This window comes from Exiguobacterium sp. SH5S4, assembly GCF_004337045.1.
Classification (GTDB): Bacteria; Bacillota; Bacilli; order Exiguobacteriales; family Exiguobacteriaceae; genus Exiguobacterium; species Exiguobacterium aurantiacum_A.
Genome location: NZ_SJUQ01000015.1, coordinates 58048 through 79003, shown reverse-complemented (window position 1 = coordinate 79003; position 20956 = coordinate 58048). Strand labels below are relative to the sequence as shown.

General features: G+C 52.4%; 21 protein-coding genes and 1 pseudogene. 7 read left to right on the top strand and 15 right to left on the bottom strand.

All coding sequences use genetic code 11. The features are described from left to right. Both EVJ32_RS09840 and EVJ32_RS09835 read right to left on the bottom strand, forming a co-directional pair. A pseudogene (locus tag EVJ32_RS09840) lies at positions 1 to 239 on the bottom strand (IS5/IS1182 family transposase); the annotation flags it as partial. Positions 240 to 545: 306 nt separating this feature from the next. Beyond that, entirely contained in the window at positions 546 to 1841 is a 1296-nt protein-coding gene (locus EVJ32_RS09835) for a glutamine synthetase family protein (RefSeq protein WP_131458088.1), read from the bottom strand. Positions 1842 to 2147: 306 nt separating this feature from the next. Between EVJ32_RS09835 and EVJ32_RS09830 the strand changes: the two genes are divergently transcribed. Then, positions 2148 to 3185, top strand: a complete 1038-nt coding sequence (locus tag EVJ32_RS09830; RefSeq protein WP_131458087.1) for an SDR family oxidoreductase — start codon at positions 2148 to 2150, stop codon at positions 3183 to 3185. Positions 3186 to 3236: 51 nt separating this feature from the next. Here the strand turns inward: EVJ32_RS09830 and EVJ32_RS09825 are convergent, their stop codons facing one another. Both EVJ32_RS09825 and EVJ32_RS09820 read right to left on the bottom strand, forming a co-directional pair. After that, the gene (locus EVJ32_RS09825) at positions 3237 to 3560 is read right to left on the bottom strand and encodes a YflT domain-containing protein (RefSeq protein ID WP_236634166.1); all 324 of its coding nucleotides are present in this window, start codon (positions 3558 to 3560) and stop codon (positions 3237 to 3239) included. A gap of 103 nt (positions 3561 to 3663) precedes the next feature. After that, complete coding sequence (locus EVJ32_RS09820) at positions 3664 to 3891, bottom strand: hypothetical protein (RefSeq protein ID WP_131458086.1); 228 nt, start codon at positions 3889 to 3891, stop codon at positions 3664 to 3666. Between the two features lie 119 nt (positions 3892 to 4010). Here EVJ32_RS09820 and EVJ32_RS09815 point away from each other — a divergent pair, with 119 nt between their 5' ends. Together EVJ32_RS09815 and EVJ32_RS09810 are read left to right on the top strand one after the other, a co-directional pair. After that, positions 4011 to 5069, top strand: coding sequence for a GTP pyrophosphokinase (locus EVJ32_RS09815; RefSeq protein WP_236634165.1), 1059 nt, complete (start codon positions 4011 to 4013; stop codon positions 5067 to 5069). Between the two features lie 89 nt (positions 5070 to 5158). Then, positions 5159 to 5596 carry a MarR family winged helix-turn-helix transcriptional regulator gene (locus tag EVJ32_RS09810; protein ID WP_131458085.1) on the top strand — a complete coding sequence of 146 codons (438 nt, stop codon included), beginning with the start codon at positions 5159 to 5161 and terminating at the stop codon, positions 5594 to 5596. A 482-nt stretch (positions 5597 to 6078) separates the two neighbouring features. Here EVJ32_RS09810 and EVJ32_RS09805 read toward each other — a convergent pair whose 3' ends face one another. From EVJ32_RS09805 to EVJ32_RS09785, 5 genes are all read right to left on the bottom strand, one after another. Then, positions 6079 to 6720, bottom strand: coding sequence for a class F sortase (locus tag EVJ32_RS09805; RefSeq protein WP_236635522.1), 642 nt, complete (start codon positions 6718 to 6720; stop codon positions 6079 to 6081). Further along, entirely contained in the window at positions 6665 to 7462 is a 798-nt protein-coding gene (locus tag EVJ32_RS09800; protein WP_070327221.1) for a DUF4397 domain-containing protein, read from the bottom strand. Before EVJ32_RS09800 ends, EVJ32_RS09805 begins: the two co-directional genes overlap by 56 nt. 250 nt (positions 7463 to 7712) lie before the next feature. Further along, the gene (locus EVJ32_RS09795; protein ID WP_131458084.1) at positions 7713 to 8426 is read right to left on the bottom strand and encodes a glycerophosphodiester phosphodiesterase; all 714 of its coding nucleotides are present in this window, start codon (positions 8424 to 8426) and stop codon (positions 7713 to 7715) included. 11 nt (positions 8427 to 8437) lie between these two features. After that, positions 8438 to 9904, bottom strand: coding sequence for a carboxypeptidase M32 (locus EVJ32_RS09790; protein ID WP_131458083.1), 1467 nt, complete (start codon positions 9902 to 9904; stop codon positions 8438 to 8440). 66 nt (positions 9905 to 9970) lie between these two features. Beyond that, positions 9971 to 11503 carry an FAD-dependent oxidoreductase gene (locus tag EVJ32_RS09785; protein ID WP_131458082.1) on the bottom strand — a complete coding sequence of 511 codons (1533 nt, stop codon included), beginning with the start codon at positions 11501 to 11503 and terminating at the stop codon, positions 9971 to 9973. Positions 11504 to 11705: 202 nt separating this feature from the next. Here EVJ32_RS09785 and EVJ32_RS09780 point away from each other — a divergent pair, with 202 nt between their 5' ends. Together EVJ32_RS09780 and putP are read left to right on the top strand one after the other, a co-directional pair. Continuing rightward, entirely contained in the window at positions 11706 to 12683 is a 978-nt protein-coding gene (locus tag EVJ32_RS09780; RefSeq protein WP_131458081.1) for a D-alanyl-D-alanine carboxypeptidase family protein, read from the top strand. Positions 12684 to 13035: 352 nt separating this feature from the next. After that, positions 13036 to 14517, top strand: a complete 1482-nt coding sequence (gene putP / locus EVJ32_RS09775) for a sodium/proline symporter PutP (protein WP_131458080.1) — start codon at positions 13036 to 13038, stop codon at positions 14515 to 14517. A gap of 60 nt (positions 14518 to 14577) precedes the next feature. Here putP and EVJ32_RS09770 read toward each other — a convergent pair whose 3' ends face one another. The 6 genes from EVJ32_RS09770 to EVJ32_RS09745 all read right to left on the bottom strand — a co-directional run bounded on the left by EVJ32_RS09770 (position 14578) and on the right by EVJ32_RS09745 (position 19090). Further along, positions 14578 to 14874: a hypothetical protein gene (locus EVJ32_RS09770; RefSeq protein ID WP_236635523.1), complete on the bottom strand. Its 297-nt coding sequence runs from the start codon at positions 14872 to 14874 to the stop codon at positions 14578 to 14580. 14 nt (positions 14875 to 14888) lie between these two features. Further along, positions 14889 to 15437 carry a hypothetical protein gene (locus EVJ32_RS09765; RefSeq protein WP_236636093.1) on the bottom strand — a complete coding sequence of 183 codons (549 nt, stop codon included), beginning with the start codon at positions 15435 to 15437 and terminating at the stop codon, positions 14889 to 14891. An 84-nt stretch (positions 15438 to 15521) separates the two neighbouring features. Further along, positions 15522 to 16343 (bottom strand): YihY/virulence factor BrkB family protein, encoded by an 822-nt coding sequence (locus tag EVJ32_RS09760; protein ID WP_131458079.1) that lies wholly within the window; start codon positions 16341 to 16343, stop codon positions 15522 to 15524. 110 nt (positions 16344 to 16453) lie between these two features. Next, positions 16454 to 17872, bottom strand: a complete 1419-nt coding sequence (locus EVJ32_RS09755; RefSeq protein ID WP_236634163.1) for an alanine/glycine:cation symporter family protein — start codon at positions 17870 to 17872, stop codon at positions 16454 to 16456. A 60-nt stretch (positions 17873 to 17932) separates the two neighbouring features. Beyond that, positions 17933 to 18838, bottom strand: a complete 906-nt coding sequence (locus EVJ32_RS09750) for a Gfo/Idh/MocA family protein (protein ID WP_131458078.1) — start codon at positions 18836 to 18838, stop codon at positions 17933 to 17935. Positions 18839 to 18907: 69 nt separating this feature from the next. Beyond that, the gene (locus EVJ32_RS09745; RefSeq protein WP_016509062.1) at positions 18908 to 19090 is read right to left on the bottom strand and encodes a hypothetical protein; all 183 of its coding nucleotides are present in this window, start codon (positions 19088 to 19090) and stop codon (positions 18908 to 18910) included. 197 nt (positions 19091 to 19287) lie between these two features. On the opposite strand from EVJ32_RS09745, the gene EVJ32_RS09740 reads away from it, so the two are divergent. Then, the gene (locus EVJ32_RS09740; RefSeq protein WP_131458077.1) at positions 19288 to 20250 is read left to right on the top strand and encodes a DNA/RNA non-specific endonuclease; all 963 of its coding nucleotides are present in this window, start codon (positions 19288 to 19290) and stop codon (positions 20248 to 20250) included. 243 nt (positions 20251 to 20493) lie between these two features. Beyond that, positions 20494 to 20715: a hypothetical protein gene (locus EVJ32_RS09735; protein WP_131458076.1), complete on the top strand. Its 222-nt coding sequence runs from the start codon at positions 20494 to 20496 to the stop codon at positions 20713 to 20715. Positions 20716 to 20956: the final 241 nt, after the last annotated feature.

Here is a 20956-nt window from a genome sequence, read left to right as displayed (position 1 = left end):
AGCAGTTTGTCGTCGTCCATGCGTTGGCGGCGGAATTTCGTGAGCGAGGACGGGTTGATGACGCCGTCCTCCGGCGCGAGATCCAGGAAATACTTATAGGTGAGGTCGGTCCTCGCCCGTCTGACGAAATCGAACGATACGAGATCGTGGATGAGCCGTAGCTCGTCATCGGCAGGGATCAACAGATCGTAAAGCGCCGCATACGGGCTCGGCGGCATGTTCGGCAGGTCTGGCATCATCGGGATCGCCTCCAGGATGTGTAGTTATAGCCAGTTTAGTCCGAAACGGCAAGGACGTACAGCGTCGCCCCGAGGGCACGCCGACTCCCGGGGGAACAGCGGGCAAGGCGAGACCCAGCAGCGACATCGTCGCGATGCGGCTCGCTGACCGCCCCCAGGAAAGCGGCGTGCCGGACAGGGCGGCTCGAAGGGCAATGAAAGCAGATGAGCGTCATCCCATCCGGGACGACGCTCATCTGCTTAAAATCATTTGAAGTTTTTCAGTGCCCTCCTCGCGCGAGGAATGGCGTTTTATTATCCATCGGATTACTTACGGACTTGGATGAGCGACAAGTAACGGTCGATCATGTCGTGGTTGAAGTAGTCGTGGAAGTGGTCTTGCTTCAACGCTTGGATCGACTCATGGAACGTCGCCGGGAGCGACGAGATACCTTGGCTCTCGATCTGTTTCGCCGAGTACTCGAACAAGTCGTCCTCGTTCGGTGCCGACGGCTCGATCTTCTGCTCGATCCCTTCAAGACCGGCGTAGATGAGCGCCGCCAGTGCCAAGTACGGGTTCGCGCTCGGGTCGGGGTTACGGACCTCGACACGCGTCGAACTGCCGCGTGAAGCCGGGATGCGGATCATCGAGCTACGGTTCGACGGGCTCCAACAAATATTGACCGGTGCCTCGAACCCTGGGACGAGGCGCTCGTATGATTCTGGGAGCGGGTTCGTGAAGATGGCCGTCGCCCGGGCATGCTTCAAGATCCCTTCGATGAAGTGGCGGGCCGTGAGCGAGAGCCCGTAGTCAGACTTCGGCTCTTCAAAGGCGTTATCGACCGGGTTGCCATCTTTATCGTTGTTCCAGACCGAGATGTTCAAGTGCATCCCTGATCCGTTGACGTCACGGAGCGGTTTTGGCAAGAACGATACTTTTGCCCCTTTTTCCTGCGCCGCGAGCTGGACGACTTCCTTGAAAAACTGGATGTTGTCCGCCGTGTGCAAGGCGGTGTCGTATTTGATACCGATCTCGTGTTGGGCCGGTGCGACCTCGTGGTGGACCGCTTCGATGTTGAAGCCGACCTCGCTCAAGCGGTTGGCGATATGTTGGCGTACTTCGTAGCCCTTATCTTCTGAACGTGTCGAGAAGTAACCGGCCTCGTCATAAAACTCGCCGTTTTCGTCAAAGATGAAGAATTCTGGTTCGGCCCCTACGAAGATGGAGTAACCGTCACGGGCAGCGCGCTCTAACGCGTCTTTCAACACGTTGCGCGGGTCGAACTCGTAACGTTCGCCGTCTGGTGTGCAGACGTCACAGAAGAAAGCGAGGATGCTCTCGTCACCGTCTTGTTCGTAGCGTGGTCGATCTAAATCCGGTCTCAAGAATAGGTCTGAGTTTTTGATAGAAGAAAAACCGGCGATTGACGAGCCGTCGAACATCGTCTTCCCTTCAAAAACTTCCGGCAACAACTTTGCAGAAAGAGTCAACAGCTTCAAGTCTCCGATCACGTCAGAGAAATACATGTGGATTTGCGTAATCCCTTTCTCTTGGACCGTTTTTTCAATCTCTTCTTGCTTCTTCCTATTGCCGTCCTTATCAGTTCCGAATAGATTTGCCATGATTCTTAAAAACCTCACTTAATTTATTTGACAGGTCATCACTGTCATGACGTACCATACGTACGCTTCTCCTTAAGTCATAACCTACTTTTTAAAAAGTTAAACCCCTATTCTTTCGATTTTAGCGTCTCGGCATCGATGAGCACGCTGCTCGGGAAGGAAGTGCGCGGCCCCGCTCGCGCGTTTGTTTTACTCGTGGCGGACCGCGTAGACCGTTGATGCTGCTATAAAAATCTGAGTTCGAAGTGGCTCATTCTCGTGACGCTTGGTATGATGGGTAGAGACTGAACAGAGAGGAAGAACGCTGTGAATATATTTATGACCGGTGCGACCGGATTTTTAGGAGGGCGGCTCGCCCGCGAACTGATTGCCCGAGGACACCGACTTTGCGTCTTGGCCCGAACGCCACAGAAAGTGACGGCGATGTTTACGAAGAGTGAACTTCGTTCGATTGACGTGCTCGCCGGTGATTTGACGGCTCCGCTCCTTGGAGCGGACGAGGCGTTTATCCAATCAAACGTTGATCAATTCGATTTGGTGCTCCACATGGCGGCGCTCGTCAAATTCGACGAAGAATTGCGCGAGGAGCTGTTCGATACGAACTTGACGGGGACGAGACAGGCCCTCGCTTTGACGAAGGCGTTGCACTGCCCCCGCTTCTTCCATGTCAGCACGGCCTACACGCTCGGGGCTCGTGAAGCAGGGGATGAGACGCTATATGCGACGGACCAACCGTTCCATAATCCGTATGAGGAGAGCAAGGCCCATGCCGAACGCGAAGTATGGGCGGCCCGACACGACCTCGCCGTCTCCATTTTCCGGCCGGCCATCATCGTCGGCGACTCGAAAACCGGGGAAGCCGACTCGAAGTTCACGATGTACGGTTACATGCGCGCCCTCGAGGTGTTCAAGCGCCGCCTCGAGCGTCGAGGTGCCCCGGCCGAACCGATCCGTCTGCTCGGCTCGGAGACCGGTACGTCTAACCTCGTGCCGGTCGATTACGTGGCCGACGTGTTGCTCGCCGCCATCGAGCACGCCCGCCCGAACATGATTTATAACGTGACGAACGATGCCCCGCCCCGGAACGAGACGATGCTCGAGTATATGAAGCAGGCGCTCGCGTTCCCGCATCTCAAGATCACCGAGACTCAATCCTCAAAGCTCAGCAACGTTGAGCACACGTTCAACGAGATGGTGAAAGTGTTCAATCCTTATTTAAATCGTAATATCGTCTTCAACGATCAAAATACGAAGCAACTTTTGGCCGATGCTGGCTATAAGCCGCTTGATTTGGATGAACGGTCGCTCCGCCGGATCGTCGATGCCTACTACGATACGAAGTGACATCAAAAAACGGACCTGACAAATTTGTCAGGTCCGTTTTTTTGATGTCACTCAACCTTTGTAGCAAACGAGAACGATTTTACCGTCCTGAATCTCACTTTCAAGTGATTCGACCATCTGCTTCGTCAACCCGAGGCTCTCGAGCTGGTCTAGGCGGTCATCCGAGTTTTTCGTGAATTTTGACACGAGTGATTCCCACATGCCTTTCTCGGTGATGCGGTAAGGCTGCACACCCGCTTCGGCAGCGAGTCGAATCGTCAATTCTTCATCTTTGGCAAATAAGTAAATGCTCTCATTGACGCATCCGCCCGACACCATTCCATTCACTTCATGGTCGACCGAAGTCATATCTGGCACAATTCTCGTTTCTAACATCTTTCATCCTCCTAAACATTCGCTTTCTAAAATCGAATAATATACTATTCCCGAAAAGTGAGTCATAAAACCCGATTGGACGAATCGTTTTATTAACAAGAGGTCAATGTATCGTGTAAGACCAATATTCGATTTCGAAGTGGTCGATGAGCCCTTGGATGCGCTGTCGCTCCCCGGCTTCGGTCTCCACCCCTTCCCGTCCGACTTTTATCCGGAACAGCTCGGGTTGCGAACTGAGCTTCGAGACTTTGTACCCGGCCTGTTGCAACAGGCCCGAAACGATTTCAAGTTTCTCGCGCTCAGGCGATTTGAACGTATGCGACACTTTCATAACATTCTCCCTTCCCCTTTTTCTCTGACGTATTGTATCATATCAACCGGGAAGTACCGCCGTGCTATCAAGTTTTCATTGATGATATAATAAGAACAATGAGACAAGGAGTGATTGAGATGCCGAGACAGGATATGAACACAATCATGCTCGACTATATGAATGAGAAAGAGGACTATGAGGCGTTCGCCGCCAAGCTGAAGTCGCTACTGAGCGAACTGTTGGACGATGCCGGGATCCAGTTCCACTCGATCGTCGCCCGAGCGAAAGAAGCCGAGAGCCTATATGCGAAACTGTCCCGCAAGCCGTACCAGTACCGGTCGCTGCGTGACGTCCAAGATTTGGCCGGGATCCGGATCGTCACTTATTTTCATGATGACGTCCGCGCCGTCGCCCATATTCTTGAAGAAGAGTTTCGAATCGACCGCGAGCAGTCGATCGACAAGTCGACGTTGCTCGACCCGAACGAGTTCGGATACCTGTCCGTCCATTACGTCGTCGGATTGAGCGATAAACGGCTCGCTCTCGGTGAATATCGCCGTTTTGAGGAGAAAGAGGCCGAGATCCAAGTCCGCTCGATCCTCCAGCACGCCTGGGCCGAGATCGAGCACGATTTAGGTTATAAGAATCCGAACGCGGTCCCACCGGAGATCAAGCGCAGCTTCAGCCGTGTCGCCGGACTGCTCGAGATCGCGGACTCGGAGTTCGTCAATATTCGCAAACAGTTGCGCACGTTCGAACAAGAGACGGTCGAACGGATCGTCGAGTCACCGGAAAAAGTCACGATCACCCGCGATAACTTGAACTACTATATCGCCAACGACGTCACCGTCGAGAAGCTTGATAACGCCATCTTCCAAAGCGACTGGCTGCTCGAGACCGACTTGTCGACCATCGTCGAGCTGACGCGCATGTTCCATTATGCCGAGATCCGAACGTTCCAAGATTTGAGGGATACGCTCGATCGTTACTTCAATCGAGCCGTTCAATGCGCGACGCTACTGCCGTCCTCGTTGCTGCCGCGTCAAGGGATGGGCGTCGTCTATGCTGTCCTCGCCAAACTGCTCGCGGAAGGCGATGATCAACAAATCGAATTCTTCTTCCGTCGGTTTTATCCGGACTTGAAGCATTACGACGAAATCATTCAAGAATTGCGTATCCAAGAAGAGCCATCATAACTTTACAGACTTCATGTTTTTGTTGTAGAATGTTTCTATGTACTGAAATATATGCAAATAATGATTTTTTATAGAAGGGACTTTCGAGGATGACAACACCTGTACACACGGCATCCCGTCGCCAGCTCGTCGCAGACGCTGAGCGTGGGATTCGCATGAACTACCGCGGAGTGAAAAAGAACCTCCGCTCGATGTTTTCGCAATACTTGACGCGTAACGAATTCTTCATCCTCCGATCGCTCTGTCAAAATAGTCCACAAATCGCCTCGGCTTTATCGAACGAGTTTCAATTCTCGGCCTCGATGATCACGGCCCTTGCTGATGAGTTGACGAAAAAAGGCTTGATCTCGCGCGAACGCAGCGAGCGCGACCGTCGTGTCGTCGAACTTCAAGCGACAGAGGAAGGCCGTGTCTTGTTCGAAACGCTCGAACACATGAAAATCGAATACTTGATGGACGTGTTCGACGATTTTTCAGACGAAGAATTGGTCCTTCTCTCGAAGTTGCTCGACCGCATGGACGCCTAAGGCGAACCAGACTTTATAGTGAATACGACTTAAAACAAGCAACAGGTCCCGAATCATCGGGACCTGTTGCTTGTTTTAGATATCAGATTCATTCACCTAGCCGCGCCTGATCGGCTGCCTGTTCACGCGCCCTCATCTTTTCATTCCATCTTCGGTGCTCTTCAAAAAATAAGTCTTGCTCATTATGGAGACGCATTTCTCTCATTTTCTTACTCAGTTCCCGTTTCTCTTTCACTGAGTCACGACCTAACACGAACTGCCAAATCAAATATATGCCGATCGCAAGTAGGAAACTGCCGCTGTCATTCCAACTCTCTCATAACTGATTAACCAAAAAATAATGGACAGTCCTACATTGGCGATGTGTTTTCTTTTTAGCACGCTCTGTTAAATCCCCCGTCAATTTATTCAATCAATTTTCCGACAGTTTATAATATATCAAAAAACTCGGGATGATTTTCATCCCGAGTTGAAAAATTGTGCTATTGCTTAACAATCGCCGTGACGACGATCCGGTCTCGATACCCATGTTCTGGGTCATAAGGACCCGCACACGTGATGAGTTGAAGACGAACCGATTGTGTCGCCGCGAAAATCGAGGCGAGCGGAACATCTTCGACCCGGTACCGTTCGACTGACACGACCTCATATTCGATCACTTGCTTGTTACGTTGGAGCGTCACCTGCTCTCCAAGTCGTATCTGATCAAGATTAGCGAAAATGGCCGGGCCTTGTAAATCGTCTAAATGTCCGGATAAGACGACGTTGCCTTTCGCTCCTGCTTTCGCCCCGTAACGATACCAGCCGACCTTGTCTGCTTCAGCCGGTGTGTCCATCCGGTCGTATCGGTCTTTACCGACCGGTTGGATGACAGTATCGACTTCAATAGACGGAATCTTCAGTCGTTCTGGAACGAACGTCTCGGTGTGAAAGGACTGACGATCGATTTCAGTAGCGGCCAACACGAGCGGTTCTGCGAATCCGACAGTTGAAAGTTTCGCATCTACGTCCGGGGCATCCGCTACTGGTGCTACCATGAGGAACGAGAACGTTCCGATCAAAAGTAGCTTAAGCGTCTTGTTTCTGACGACGAAAGACGTAGAAGCCAGCTGCTGCTGCGCCAAGTACTGCTGCTGCTAGCAACCAGTTCATTGAAGCTGTCTGAGCGAGACCGCCTTGACCAGTCTCAGGAGCTTCGGCCATTTCTCCACCATCAGCTGCGAGGAGTACTTCGAAAGCCGGTTCCCCTTCAAGAAGGCCGATTGCGAATGCCGTATAGTTTTTACCGCCTTCGAGGGCGACGCCGTCAAGCGCTTTTACGACGTCAGTCGCGCCAGCTGGGCGAACTTCAAGATCGTACGTTCCAGCATCGAGTGTACCGTAGTCACTGACTGCTTTGAACTCGAGGTTAGAGAAGAGTGGGTCTCCACCTTTTGGAGCTACATCGACTGCAGGTGCGTCAGGTGCGAAGTGAGCGACGCGGACTTTCGATTTGCCATCTTCAAAGTTGGCGTCATCTTCCATCGCTGCGATCTCGATGTTTGCAAGTTGACCGATCGCTGCCGCTGTGTAGAATTTACCAGCTTCGATTGAAAGGTCGGCTGCGACGACGACTGTCTCAGTGTCGCCTGCTGGTTTGATTTCGACGTTGTAGTCACCAGCCGGTAGTGTCAAGTAATCCGTAAGCGCTTTGAACTCCGCGCCTTCGACTGCGACTTCACCGTTGACATAGACGTCCACCGCAGGGGCGTCAGGCGAAGCGTGGAGCACACGGACCATCGCGTTCTCGTGTCCATCTGCACTGACTGGCAGGATGAACGCGAACGCTAGAGCGAGTGTACCAAGTAAAGACATCAATTTCTTCATGTGAAATTTCCTCCTTTTTTTCCTTGGGTTGACCGATTGACTGCATACGACAAGTTTGATGCGATGCTGCATAGTGTGCTACATCTGATTGCTATGTAGCTGGTGACATCTTAAACTTAAGACAACAGGACAATGGCGTAAAGATGACGGTGTGCTTCGAATATGCCAGTCGGCACATTTGGTTGTTGCCGTTTTCTTTACATAGTCTTCCTTCCCGTTTCCATAAATTTAAAAACCCCGTAACGACATGTTACGGGGTTAAATGTGCTCGGGCCCATTCGATATCGTTGACGAAGACCGCATCGACATCGATCCGTTCGAACCGTTTCAGCTGTTCGGTCGTCTTGACCGTGTACGGACGGACCTTGACACCGGTCTGTTGAATGAGCTTGATCTCGTCATCGGTCATCGTTCGGACACTTGGATGAACGCCTGTCGCCCCTAACTTGTTCAAGTAACCGGCCAAGTCGAACAGCGGTTGGGCGATGAGCGCGGCAGACTCGTACTCGGGTGCTAACCGCTTCAACCGGTAGAGCGTCTCATGATTGAAGGAAGAGAACAGGACGCGGTCGGTCGGGAATCTATGGGCTCGCAGCGTCTCGACGAGTCGGTCTTCGATCCCCTCGTACCGGTCGATGTCCGTCTTCACTTCAAGGTTGAGACAGACGTTCGTTTCTTTTACCAATTTTAACAGGTCGTCTAGCGATGGGATGCGCTCCTCGAGGTCGAATAAGACACCGGCGTTGTATCGTCCGAGCTCGGACAACGTCATCTCGGCAATACGACCCGACCCGTCTGTCGTCCGGTCGATCGTCTCATCGTGAATCAAGACGAGGCGACCGTCTTTCGTCAAGTGGACGTCCGTTTCAATCCCGTCGGCATGGGCGGCGAGCGCCGCGCGAAACGCCGCCATCGTGTTCTCCGGGAACTGGTTCATCACCCCACGGTGCGCGAATAGCTTCATCGGAAGACTCCTTACTCGGTGACGTATTTTTTCGTCAAATAGCGGACGAGCGGACGGACCGAGATATCGTCCCCGGTCACTTGCTTGATCAGCTCGTTCGGGGTGAGCGACTTGCCGTGGCGATGGACGTTCGTCTCGAGCCACTGTTTGATCGGACCGAACTCGCCTTCATGCACTAACGTCTCAAAGTCGGACCGTTCCGATTTGAGCGTCTCGGTCAACTGCGCCGCATAAATCAATCCGAGCGCATAGCTTGGGAAGTAGCCGAATGAACCTCCGGCCCAATGGACGTCTTGCAATACACCTTTCGCATCATTCGGCACCTCGACGCCTAAGTACTCTCGATATTTCTCGTTCCAAGCGCTCGGCAGCTCGGCGACGGTCAAATCACCTTGGATGAGTGCCTTCTCAAGCTCGTAGCGGATGATGATATGGAGGCTATACGTCAGTTCATCCGCCTCGATCCGGATGAGCGATGGCTTCGCCTCGTTCACGCCCGCGTAGAACGTATCGAAGTCGATATCTTGAAACGCCGGATGCCGTTCTTGTAGCCGTGGATAGACGCTGCGTAAAAATGCTTCGCTACGCCCGACGAAGTTTTCAAAGAAGAGCGACTGTGACTCGTGGATACCCATCGATGCGCCTCCCCCGAGTCCGACCTCATCGAGCGCCTCGTCGATCTGTTGCTCGTACGTCGCGTGGCCCGCCTCGTGCATCGTCCCGAACAGGGCGTTGCGGAAGTCCGACTCATCATACTTCGTCGTGATCCGCACGTCGCGGCGGTTGATCGTGATCTCGAACGGATGCACGGTCGCGTCGAGGCGACCACGGGACAAGTCATAATCGACGACCCGCATCCAATCGTGACAGATCTGTTCTTGCACCGCCGCCTCCATCGACCAGTCGAGTTCATGCTTGCTCGACTTCAACTGACGGATCAACGGGACGAGCTCGTCCCGTAGCGTCTGGAACAATTCGTCGAGTTGTTCGACGGTCATACCCGGTTCGTAATCATAGAGCAACGCATCGTACGGGTGCGTCTCATATCCGAAATATTCCGCGAACTTACGCTGGAACGCGACGATTTTTTCTAAATACGGGGCGAATGTGCCCCAATCGTTCTTGTCTTTCGCCTTTTCCCATGCCGTCTCGGCTTCAGAGACAAGTGTCACGTAGGCCTGATACTCCGCCGGAGGGATCTTGGCGTTCCGTTCATATTGCGTCTTCGCCACGGCGACCGAGCGGACCTCGGTCGGTGTCAACTCTTCGGTCGCCGTCATCTCGGCGAGCAGTTCCGCGAACGAATCGCTCGTCTGACGTTTGAACGCCTCTGTCGACAAGTAACCGATCGTCTCGGCACGAAGCGGGGCCGACTGTTCCGGCATCTGTGTCCGCATGTCCCAATATAGTAGCGAGATCGCCTCATCGAACGCACGTAACTGTTTGAAATGTTCACGCCATTGCTTTGTAATTTCCATCTGATTCCCACCCCTATGACAGTTGTTTCCTTACCTCTCTACTTTAATCGATGTGACGAAAAATGCCTATTCTTTCGACACATCCACTTTTCGCTCATAGTGGAGCGGCTTCGTCGCCGGACCTTCAAGGACGTTTCCTTGCGTGTCAAAGCGCGATCCATGACATGGACAGTCCCAAGACCGCTCCGCGTTGTTCCAATTGACGCCGCAACCCATGTGCGTGCAACGGGTCGATACGAGATGACAGTTGTTGTCGAGATCCCGATAAGCGCCGACTTTCTTGCCATCGACGTGAACGACCCCACCTTCGTCGAGTTGGAGGTCGTCGAGCGAGCCCGGCTTCTCGAGCGTTCCTTTGACGAATTGAGCAGCTGTGTCCAAATTCGTCTTCAAGAACTGACCGACATCCGCCGGTTTGAACTTCGAACGGAGCGGATCCAACAGTTCGGTAAACCGGTTCTCGTGACCGGTCAGTAGGTCGGCGAGCAACAGTCCGGATGCGATCCCGTTCGTCATACCCCATTTGGCGAATCCGGTAGCAACGAAGATGTCCGGTTCACGACTGAACATTTGACCGACGTAAGGAAGATGGTCCAACGTGATCAAGTCTTGGGACGACCAACGGAAACTTGATTTTTTAGCGCGGAACGCATCATTCGCGAACTGCTCCAACCGGTCGTAGCGCGTGCGCGTCTCTGTCACGTGACCGCTCAGATGCCCCTCCCCTCCGACGAGGACGTACGAGCGATCGCCGTCATCGAACGTCCGGAACGAGCGACTCGGCGAATCGACGCTCAAATACATGCCGTCCGGCACGGGACCGTTCGTCTCGCAAGCGACGATGTAGGATCGTTCGACCTCAAATTTCGAGAAGTATAGTCCACGGATGTCGTTGAACGGATAATGCGTCGCGACCACGACTTGATCGGCTTGGACACGGCGCCCGGTCGATGTCGTGATGATCGGACGCGGACTTTGGCTGATCTCCGTCGCCCGTGTTTTCTCATAAAGCTTCCCGCCCGCTTCGACAAAGCGACGCGCCAGTTCGTTCAAATATTTCACCGGATGAATCTGGGCTTGGTCGCGGATGACGGCTGCTTGTTGTACCGGAAATGGAAAGACTGCGTTGACCTCGTTCGTCGCATCCCCACCATTCAACCCGATTTTTTGATACGCCTCGATCTCGGAGGCGAGCTGACTCGAGCTGTCGATCGTATAAAGATATGAATCTTTCAGTTCGTAATCGATGTCGAATCCGGTTTCGACTTGACGTCTCAAATAGTCGAGTGCCTCATCGTTGAACTCATAGTAAAGACGTGCCGTCTCTTCATTGAACGTCTGCATCAATTTCGAATAGATGGCGCCATGTTGGACGGAACATTTGGCCGTCGTGTGTCCGGTCGTGCCGCGGCCGACTTCCATCGCTTCGAGCAGGACGACCTGCTTGCCCCGGTTCTGAAGCTCATAGGCGGTGACGAGTCCGGCGATCCCCGCCCCGATGACGACGATGTCACAAGAAACGGAACTCTCGAGTCGTGGATACTGTAGCGTGCGATCGTGTTGTCGCCACAATGAATTCGTGAATGGATAGCGATGCATGATGATACCTCCTTTAGGAATGAACGTGTCTGCTTATGTGTATACCCATTCCCTTCTGTTTCATCACTCGATAAATATTGACCTGTTTCTCGATTTTAAAGACGATTTCATTGCCCGACATCCATTATGGTAGAAAAGTAAACTATGAAGGAGCGATTGCAAAGTGAAACGTACCCGTAGACATCGTAGACAGACCTATATAATGAGACGCTTGACCGTCGGATTGATGCTTGTCGGAATGATCGCGATCATTCCGGCACTCATCGGCTTCAAGCAAGAAACACCGGTGACATCTGATCCGAAGGCGCCGGTGGCCGAACCGGTCAAACAAGGACCGTCTTTCCCGGATATCCCGATCCAAGAATGGGTAGAAGATTCCACTTTGACCGCCGACCCGGAACAGGTTCTTGTCGGGGCGATGACGTTCGTTGATTTGACGGACGGTGTCGTCTTGTTGGACAAACACGGGGAGGAGCGTGTATACCCGGCCAGTACGACCAAGCTGATGACGGCATTGCTCGCCTATGAGAAAGCGGCGGTCTCCGGCGAACTGGACCGCCCCGTCGTCGAAGTGTACGCGACGACGCTCGACATCCCCTGGGACAGTCACATCGTCCATCTCGCCGTCGGCGACCGCCTGACCGTCCGGCAAGCGCTCTACGCGACACTGCTCGAATCAGGCAACGATGCCGCCAATAGCTTGGCGGAGTACGTGAGCGGCTCGACGGCGGAATTCGTTGAACTGATGAATGAACGGGCCCGCGTCCTAGGCTTGACTGGCACGAACTTCAAAAATGCCCACGGCTATTCGGACCCGGACCACTATACGACGGCACGCGACATGGCTAAAATCACTTATGCGTTCGGGACGTATCCCGAACTCATCGAAATCGCTGGAACGTATGAGTACGAGGCGAAGTTCGAAGACAAAGATGGACTGATGAAGCGACGATGGTGGTATCACCTCGGGTCGGCGATCAACAGCCGCAGCATCCACTACTCGGACCTCGTCAAGGCGACGAAGACCGGCTATACCGACGAATCGGGCTACACGATGGTGTTCTTGATGGAGCATCAAGGCCAGCAGTACGCGCTCGTGACGATGCAGGCGCGTTCCGGACAGACGTTCCCGACGATGCGGCTCGTCGAACAACTCGCATTCGGACGTCAGGCTGAATGAACGTTACATATGACGAAGACCTGAACTGATCGGTTCAGGTCTTTTTTTGTGGCGTGTTCGTCTTCAAAACAGCCGCTTATGTTACAGGGAGATTACAGAGGCATTGCCTCAATATTTCTAATCGTCAGAATATTTAAACTTTTTGAATGAAAAATACCTTGCTTATCCGTTGGTATAATAGGCTTTAGAGCCGTTTTTATGAAAAGATGACAGTTTGCAATCACTCTGAAGGTCCGTTAAGGTTAGTGACAAGTTCGGATTATCAGTTTGGGTTCGTCATCTTTATGGGAGGATTCCCACATTTCAAACCAAAACTGTTGAACAACATTGAAAGCGTACAGGAGGTAATCAAATGTTATGGCAAGAATGGGTATCCATCGCGCTTTACCTCGTGATGATGCTAACTATCGGTTACGTCGCTTATAAGCGAACGACCGACTCATCAGATTATATGTTAGGCGGCCGCAAAATGGGGCCGGGTGTTACCGCCATGTCAGCCGGAGCTTCGGATATGAGTGGTTGGATGTTAATGGGTCTTCCGGGGGCAATGTATGCCACAGGATTATCAGCGATTTGGTTAGCCGTTGGATTGGTCATCGGAGCTTACTTGAACTACTTGTTAGTCGCTCCCCGTCTACGTGTCTTCACGGAGATGGCAAATGACTCGATCACGATTCCTGACTTTTTAGAGAATCGGTTCCGAGATCACTCGAACTGGCTACGGATCCTATCAGCGTCCGTTATCATCATCTTCTTCACGTTCTATACGTCAGCTGGACTTGTGTCTGGCGGGAAGTTGTTCGAAAGCTCGTTCGGGATCAACTATCAGACCGGTGTCATCGCCACGATCAGCGTCGTCATTCTTTACACGCTCTTCGGTGGGTTCACTGCTGTTAGTTGGACAGACTTCGCCCAAGGCGTCATCATGTTCATCGCACTCGTACTCGTACCGTTCGTCGCTTTGACAGACGTCGGTGGCATGACGAACGCCGTCAACACGGCGACAGCGATCAACACCGACCTGTTCGACTTGTTTAAAGGGACGACAACGCTAGGGATCATCGGTCTCCTCGCTTGGGGACTCGGTTACTTTGGCCAACCGCACATTATCGTTCGTTTTATGGCGATCAGAGATGTGAAATCATTGAAGGCGGCACGCCGGATCGGTATGGGCTGGATGACCGTCTCGATCATCGGTGCGGTCATGACCGGCCTCGTCGGTATCGCCTACTTCCGTGGTCAAGGCAATCCGCTAGCAGACCCGGAGACGGTGTTCATCCGTTTCTCTGACGTCTTGTTCCACCCGTTCATCACCGGATTCTTGCTCGCAGCGATCCTCGCAGCCGTCATGTCGACTGTATCGTCGCAATTGCTCGTTACGTCGTCGGCGTTGACTGAAGACTTCTATCGTAAGTTCTTCAACAAAGATGCAAGCGATAAAACAATGGTACTCGCCGGTCGAATCGGCGTATTGACGGTTGGTGTCGTGGCGACACTCATTTCGCTCAGCCCATCGAACACGATCTTGACGCTCGTCGGTTATGCTTGGGCCGGATTCGGCTCGGCCTTCGGTCCAACGATCCTCTTGTCGCTCTATTGGACGAAGATGACTCGCCAAGGCGCACTCGCCGGTATCCTCGTCGGTGCCATCACGGTCATCCTTTGGATCGTCACGGGACTCTCGAGCGTCATCTATGAGATGGTGCCAGGCTTCTTCTTGAGTATGCTTGCCATCGTTCTCGTCAGCACGTTCACGAGCCAACGCGAACAAAAACGGATCAGCCGTGAGTTCAGTGAAATGGAAACAGAACTTGCTGCCGCTAGAAAAGATTAAGTCACATAAAAACGCTCGACCCAATTCACGGGTCGAGCGTTTTTTGTCGGTTGTACTTCTTTAGTACATCGTCCCCGCCATCACCCAAAGTTGGAGTAAGAACGTGGCGAGCACGAGTGCGAGCATGGCATTTCTCATCCATCGATTTCGGTTCCAATAATACGCCATTAAGACGAACGGATGAAGCGCGGTCAATTCGTAGGGATTGAACCAAAACCAAGTGAGGATCAAGACGAGCAGGAAGTAGAGCACCGATTTCTGTTTCGTGGCACGGTACTCGCGCCACATGTCGTAAGCCCCTTTAAAAAAAGCGACGAACGTGACAACCCAAAACACAATAACAATTATATTATTCAATCACCTTACCACCTTCATGAGACGTTTTCGAAATAGAAGCCACCCCAGTAAATATGTCGATACGTGAACTCCTTGCCGCTCTCGGCCGTGATCACGATCTCATCTTCGGTCAAGACGAGCACGTGAACGGGGACCTCCCCTTCCCGTAGCATCGGGCTGAACAGCTGGAACTGCTTGTTCAACCACTTTCGTTCCGTGAAGTCACGATAGTGGTGCAGTGCCAACGACGGGTGGACCAAGAACACTCCGACGATCAAAGCGATGGCACCAGGAGAAGCGGAGAGCTCGATCAGTAAAAACAGGACGAGCACGAGCGACAAGACCGCATAGCCGAATTCTAACAGCTCCATCAAGGAAGCCCGGCTGGCGACCACGTATTGGATGACACGAAACGTGACGTACAGCAGGAGGCTGACCATCAAGTATTGCGAAAATGGAGCGGTACTCATTGAGATATCCAAATAAAAGAGTACCGGTAATAACATGACCCACTTCCATAATTGTAAGGCGAGGTAAAACAATGTTTGATCGATGAAACGACGATTGTGTACGAGCCGTTGCATATCCATGTTTCCCACCTCCGATTAAAAGATGTGTCTTAACGGTATCATTCCCTCAATCGTTGAATGATAACAAGCATTTGCAGGTCAATCGGAAATTTCTTTTTGTTCAATGAGCGTGGCGTTCAATAGCCCTCCGAGGAGGATGATGGAAGCCGCCAAATAAAACCAAACCAACAAGATAATAAACGCACCGAGCTGACCGTAAAACTGTTCGTAGTTGGCATATTGAGAATAGTAGCTGAAGACGTTGGAAACTGTCAATATGCCGATAGTAGCGAGTGATGCTCCGGCCCAACTGTCACGGAACGTCCCGCGATGACTCGGCAGCCATTTGTAGACGAGCAGGAAGACACCAAACATGACGAGCGTCCCGACGACCCAGCGGAAGTAAAACCATATTTGCGCATATCCCGCAACGATGTCGTCGACAAAGATGATCCGCGTCGACAGTTCGCGCAACGCGGTCTCGACGACAGGGATGACCAATGAGAACGGCAAAACGAACATGAGCGCCAGTGTGACGGCGATGTCCTGGAGAGCCCCTCTTAAGAACGACTTGTTCCGGATGAGGCGATACGCATCATTCAATGACCGGACGAGCGACTGGACCGCCATCGACGAAATCCACAGCGCCGGCAAAATGCTGAGCGACGCCAGACGCAGTCTCGAGTCATCAAATATCGCCTCGATGTTCCCTTCTAGCAGTCGGTAGCTCGCTTCCGGCATGACGAGGGACAGCGCCGAGATGACGTCCCCGCTCGTGAACGGGAGCCATCCAACAATGCCGAGGACGAACAGTAAGAACGGAAACGTCGACAAGATGAAATAATAAGCCAACATCGCGGCTTGATCGAAAAAACGTTCGGCAAAAAAGCGCTTGAATAAAACTTTAAACGTCTGTATCATGCTGTCTACTCTTTTCGTAATTTATTTAATATAAATGCGGTATGTGAAATAATAATATTGTTGCTTGAAAGGCAAGAATACGACAGTCGTTGCCTATTCTTGCCTCGTCCTTAACTGATGTGTTCTCGTTTCGATTCCCACGCCTCGAGATGTTCCTTGCCCGGCAGATCGACGTCATCGCGCGAGAACACCGGATCCCGTCCGGACCGTTTTTGGGCGACGTAATCGTCGAGCAACAGCTTAGCGACTTTGCTGAGACGGAAGATGGCGTACATGTTGACGAGCGCCATCAATCCCATGAAGATGTCGGCGATCGACCAGACGAGTCCGGCCGAGCGGACCGAGCCGAACATGATCATCCCTAGCACGGCGATACGATAGATGACAACATACACTTTCCGTTCCGAGATGAACTCGATGTTCGTCTCTCCGTAGTAATAGTTCGCTAAAATCGAGCTGAAGGCGAACAGCAGGATGGCGATCGTCATGAGCGTCGTCGCGACCGGTCCGATCTCCGTCAACAGTGCCTCTTGCGCGAGCTCGATACCTTGGAAGTCTTCAGAACCGGGAACCCCGGAGATCAAGACGATCATCGCGGTCGCCGTACAGATGAACAGCGTATCGACGAAGACACTGAGCGATTGGATCAACCCTTGCTTCACCGGGTGGCTGACCTCGGCGGTCGCGGCGGCGTTCGGCGCCGACCCCATCCCCGCTTCGTTCGAGAACAAGCCGCGCCGTATACCTTGAAGCACCATCGCTCCGACGGCCCCGCCGAACAATTCTTGGAAGCCTAGCACACCTTCTGAGAAGATGGCCGAGAACACGGCCGGAACGACGTCGAGATTCGTCAGCACGACCCAGAGCGCGAGCAAGATATACCCACCCGCCATGATCGGGACGATGATCCCGGACAGCGTCGAGATCGACCGGATCCCGCCGAAGATGACGATCCCCGTCGCAACGGCCAAGATAACACCAACCCAGACCGTATCGATGGCGAAGACGTTATTGACAGAAAGCGCGATCGTGTTCGCTTGCACGGAGTTAAAGGCAAAGCCAAACGCGAACGTGATGAGGATCGCAAAGACGATCCCGAGCCAACGTTGACCGAGCGCCCGCTCGATGTAATAGGCTGGTCCGCCGCGCCATGCCTTGCCGTCATGCACTTTGTACACTTGGGCGAGCGTGCTCTCGACGAAAGCCGAGGCTGAACCGATCAAGGCGATGAGCCACATCCAAAACACGGCCCCAGGCCCACCGAGCGCGATCGCGGTCGAGACACCGGCGATATTTCCAGTGCCGACCCGTGCCGCTGTCCCGATGGCGAACGCCTGGAACGAGGATACTTGCCCTTTCTCATGTTTGAGCCCTTTGATGAACAATAACTTGAACATTTCCGGCAACATTCTAAACTGCACGAATCCCATCCGGATCGTGAAGTAGATCCCACCGGCAATCAATACAAAAATAAGAACATACGTCCATAACAGGTCGTTCGCTTGCATGACCAATTCACGGACATCCACTGCGCATCCCCTCCTTTTAGGGAGTTCTTACCCTGTCTAGCCCCGCCAGAAACGATTTCGTCACCGTGTTGCCGCGTCTAGTATTTGTTCACAAAGGGCATGGGTCGTCAAGCTGTCCTCGGCGCGAACACAACCGTTCGGCTCCCCGTTCAACAGTTTGAGAAACGCGTCGATCATCGTCGTAAAGCCGCGCCGTGTCAAATTCGACTCCCACGGGCTCAAGGCGCGCTCGAGCATGCCGTCGGGCGTAAAGTCGTAGACGCGCTCGACGTCTCGAGAGACGCGTTTTAGACCCGGTGACATCACTTCCATCACTTCTTCGGTGCAGCCGTTGTCCCGGTTCATGATGCCGACCGCCTCGACGCCGCCGGCCGTGAAATTGATCTGGAGCTGCTTGAGCGTATCCCCTTCATAACGCGTCCGAACAGACAAATCCTCGACCAGATTGAGACCGGTCAAGTAACGGAGCGTGTCGACGACGTGGACGAAGTCCTCGATGATGAACTCACGCAGCGTCGCCGGCTGATATGTACGATTCTTTTGGATCAAGACGAGGTTCGGGTTCTCGACTTCTTTGAGCGCCGCCGTCGCCGTCGCAAAACGACGGTTGAAGCCGGTGACGAGTTCGACCTCGTGCTCGTCTGCGAGCCGGACGAGACGTTCGGTCTCCTCGAGCGTGAACGTGACCGGTTTATCAATGAAGACGTGGACGCCTTGCCGAAGGGCGTACTCGGCTTGTCCGGCATGCGCTGACGTCGTCGAATGGATCAACACCGCATTCATCTCACCGAGCGGGACGTCCTCAAGCGTTCGGAAGTGACCGCTGAATCGATATTGACGGACGAGTTGTTCCGCTTTCTCCTTATCTCGCGAGACAAGATAAACATCTACCCCATCTAGCCCGGCATAGACCGGTAAATACGCTTTCTTGGCAACATCACCTAAACCAACAACGACTAATTTCATTTCAACATCACTCCTCTTTCGATTGACTGCATAAAACCCCAAAGCGTCGGCCCGGGGTCGATGGTTCATTTAATGGACCGCTAAAATTTCAAAACTTGTGATCGGCTTACGAATGGCGTCCGATACGATTTGATAAAGATCAGCGAGTTGCTCGTTATCGTTCAAGTCCGGCGTTCGATCAAGCTCGACTTCACACGTTCGTGTCGTCTGCTCCTTGTCTTGAAACGCATATTCAATCGTGTATAGTTGCATGAGACGTCTCCTCTCCACTATGTATACGTATGTATAACCTGTAACCGAACGATTGAAACGCTTCAAGTACACCTAGTCAAATCGTTCATGTTATATATATTCAGAAATCCTACAATTTCCAATCTTAAGCCTTGTATAATCATTCAAAGATTCCTAGAATGAACAAGTATGTACCAAGTGATTAAAGGAGTTTTTAAATGAAAGCACGATTTACTTATTTAGCCTTACCGCTGGCGATGTTTCTACTGGCCGGATGTAGCACCGAAGAAGAGACGTCTCCTATCGATGATACGATTGAAGTGACCGATTCGCAAGAAGAATCGTCCGATATGGCTGAGTCTCAAGCAGAATCCGTTGAAGTGACCGATTCACAAGAAGAACCTGCTGTCGAGACGGAAGCGGAGGAACAACAACCGACTAGCGATCGCTTCTCCGGCTATGAACGTGTCGAAGTCGACGGTGGTGATTTGTCTGGGCATCGCGAGGCGAATGTTGTCGTCGACGTCGGTTTCGGGGACCGTGAATATTGGGCGTTCACGAACGATCACGGGCAACTCGTGAAAGTGACAGCTGACGAGATCATCCTACAAGATGATGAGAGCGAGGACGTCACCTCGTCAGGACGCTACTACTGGGACGAGGCGAAAGTCCCCGGCGTTGAACATCATTCGTTAGATGAAGGACATGTCATCGCCGATTCGCTTGGGGGCGTCTCTAACGCCTTCAATATCACCCCGCAAGACAGCACGCTCAATCGGCACGGGGACCAGGCTTATATGGAAAGTGTGATCCGTAGTGCGGGCGGAGCGACCGATTTCGAGGCCATCATCACGTATCCGGATACCGAGACGCAAATCCCGTCGAGCTATCAATACACATACACGTTGAATGGCAATGTCATCGTCGACAAGTTCGACAATGTGAACCCGGACGAGGTGAACGAAGGGCTCGGATTGACCGAAAGTGAACCAGAACCGGAGGCTACTCCCGCTCCTGCTGCAGAGCCGGTTGGCGACGTATCAAGCGTCGATGCGAACGGGAACGGGCAAGTGACGATCCAGGAAGCGAAAGACGCCGGCTTCAGCATGCCGATCACGAGCGACCACTGGCTCTACCCGCATATGCGGGATAATGACGGGGATGGAATGGTCGGCGAATAACACGTAACCTCCCCGCGTGAGTCAACTATTTTTACCGCCGATTCAACAGTATACGTGACGACGCTCTTTCTAGTTAAAGGAAGAGCGTTTCTTTTTGTTGAATAAGATATGCAGTCGAATGTTTCACGTTTCTCTTGAATGATGGTGAATCGGGATGGAACACAAATTTTCAAATTTTTAACCCCGCCTTATTAGGAGTTATTGCTGTCAGTACGGCATACATATAGTTTAGGAGGTTCAAATATGAAACGCTTGGTGGGTTTGCTGATCATTACGCAAACAATTTTGTTTGGCATGTTAATCTTTCAATTGAATGAATTAGCTGATTCTGTCTTACAGGCTGCATCTTACGTAGCAACACAAGAAGGATCGCTTGCATGGGGTGGAAACATCTCGCCTTGGTTTTTGTTTTTACTTCTCGGACTGACATTGCTAGGCGCCTATTTAACGTTTTCTAAAGAATAAGAAGCGTTTTTGTCGTCCGAACAGAAAAAGACCATAGACATGTGTCTACGGTCTGAAGTCGCTCTAAAAGCTTTTTTTGTATCTACGTGCACTGACGACTTACTTACCTTCTGAAGTCGGCTCGACAGCACGTCTCGGCGGACGCTTGCCGAAGAACTGGTAGTACTGTTTGTATCGTTCCATCTCTCATCTGTCGTCATCTCCTACTATATAAAGAAGGGACAATGGTCGCCATGACGAC